Source organism: Thermococcus sp. (assembly GCF_027052235.1).
Lineage (GTDB): Archaea > Methanobacteriota_B > Thermococci > Thermococcales > Thermococcaceae > Thermococcus.
This window is the reverse complement of record NZ_JALUFF010000007.1, coordinates 1-1,667: the sequence shown is the minus strand read 5'-3', so window position 1 is coordinate 1,667 and position 1,667 is coordinate 1. Positions and strand designations below refer to the sequence as shown.

General features: G+C 52.2%; 3 protein-coding genes and 1 pseudogene. All 4 read right to left on the bottom strand.

Annotated elements, in window-relative coordinates; all coding sequences use genetic code 11:
- A pseudogene (locus tag MVC73_RS00350) lies at nucleotides 1-562 on the bottom strand (phenylalanine--tRNA ligase subunit alpha); the annotation flags it as partial.
- Nucleotides 563-651: 89 nt separating this feature from the next.
- Nucleotides 652-1,047 carry a type II toxin-antitoxin system VapC family toxin gene (locus MVC73_RS00345; protein ID WP_297505996.1) on the bottom strand — a complete coding sequence of 132 codons (396 nt, stop codon included), beginning with the start codon at nucleotides 1,045-1,047 and terminating at the stop codon, nucleotides 652-654.
- Entirely contained in the window at nucleotides 1,029-1,217 is a 189-nt protein-coding gene (locus MVC73_RS00340) for a hypothetical protein (RefSeq protein WP_297505995.1), read from the bottom strand. Before MVC73_RS00340 ends, MVC73_RS00345 begins: the two co-directional genes overlap by 19 nt.
- A gap of 80 nt (nucleotides 1,218-1,297) precedes the next feature.
- Nucleotides 1,298-1,667 (bottom strand): zinc-binding dehydrogenase (locus tag MVC73_RS00335; RefSeq protein WP_297505994.1); only part of this gene is annotated, 370 nt, incomplete at its 5' end.

The following is a 1,667-nucleotide window of genomic DNA, read 5'->3' as shown; positions in this document are numbered from 1 at the left end:
CAGGGGTTATCTCAACCTCCCTTTCCGTAACTGTTTCTTCCTCGGCTATCTTCCTCCTCTTCAGCTCTTTAATTGGAACGAACTTCTGGATCTCGCTCAGGGAGACGGTTTCCTTCTCCGCGAGAAGCTTCAAAGCCCTATCGATGGGTCTCTCCTCAGCATTGAGACCCTTCTCGGTTATCTCCAGAACGAGCTTTCCGTCTTCCTTTCTGACGCTCGCCCAACCCTCTTTCCTCAGGAGGCCAACTATGGGTTTAAGTTCATCCTCGCTGAGAACCTCGGAGAGATCGTCCAGGGTGACCTTCCCTTTTTCTTTTAGAACCTTTAGAGCCCTCCACTCCGGAAGGCCTATCCCTGCGTACTTCCTTCCCGCGTCCGTGAGAACGGCAACTTTTTCGCTCCTCTCGTGGAGGTTAGCAAGCCCCTTGGCCTGAAGCCCGAGGACCGCTCTCATAACTGCGACCTGGTCGAGACCGGTTTCCTTTACCAGTTCCCCGAACTTCACCTTCTTGAGCCCCGCGAGCTTTATGAGCGTAAGTTTCTCCTGGTAGCTTAACTCCATGATGCCACCTCCCGTGGTGAATGTTGAAGAAATTACTTAAGAATTGCGGTGAATTTTGTGGGCCTCAGAAAGGAAGCGAGCTACCTTTTCTAGTCAATCCTCTCGAACGGGTTGTAGATTTCCAGTCCATCGATGTCTTTGAAGTCCTCAACGTTCCTCGTTACGAGTGTGAGACCATACCTGAGGGCCGTTGCAGCTATGACGGCATCAGGGAGTTTTATCTTCTTCCTTCTCCTCAGTTCGATGGCGAGGTCTGCTATCTCATCGGTTAGAGGTATTACATGGGCAAAGCTGATGAACTCCTTGGACTTTTCGAATCCCTCTGGAGTGTGTCCTTTCCAGCCCAGGAACTCTATTTTTGTTATTATCGAGACGTTAAAGCTCTCGCGCAGAATTTCCTCGATCTTCGGAAGCTCATCGGGGGGTATGGCGTCGGCAAGGTAGTAAATGAGGATGTTTGTGTCTATCAGAAATCCCTCTCCCATTCGCCCCTCAGCTCCCGCAGGCTCTTTTCGAGGCCCTTCTTGTTCCTGTATATGCCCCGGTACTTGGAGGGCTCAAAAAGCCGTCTCTTCAACCTCTCCCACAACTCTGGGGGCACTATGACCCCCTTAATCCGCCCGTGCTCGTCGTATATGTACTCAACCCCCTCCATTAACACACCCATTTTAAGTTTGGGCTTTTGATATTTAACGCCTTCGCCCCAAGGGACAGGAAGATAAAAGGAGAAAAGTTTCACTTCTTGTGCGGGAAGAAGACGACCTTTCCGGTCTTGCCCGCGCGCATCAGCTCGAAGGCTTCCTCGAACTTGTCGAAGCCCTTGTACTTGTGGGTGATTATTGGGTCGAGGTTCAGCTTGCCGCTCTGTATGAGGCTGGAAACCGTGTACCAGGTCTCCCAGAGGTGCCTCCCGGTTATGCCGTGAATCTCAAGGGCCTTGAAGATTATGAGGTTGTTGAAGTCTATCGAAACGTCCCTCGGGAAAAGGCCCAGCAGCGAAACCCTCCCTCCGGGGGTTGTTGCAGCCAGGCCCTGTTCGAGGGCTTTTGGAGCGCCGCTGAACTCGAGGAACACCTCGACTCCGGCTCCATCCGTGATATCCATG

Excerpts from the sequence above, each read along its gene's own strand:
- MVC73_RS00345 (WP_297505996.1), bottom strand. The coding sequence starts at position 1,047 with ATGGGAGAGGGATTTCTGATAGACACAAACATCCTCATTTACTACCTT.
- MVC73_RS00340 (WP_297505995.1), bottom strand. The coding sequence starts at position 1,217 with ATGGAGGGGGTTGAGTACATATACGACGAGCACGGGCGGATTAAGGGG.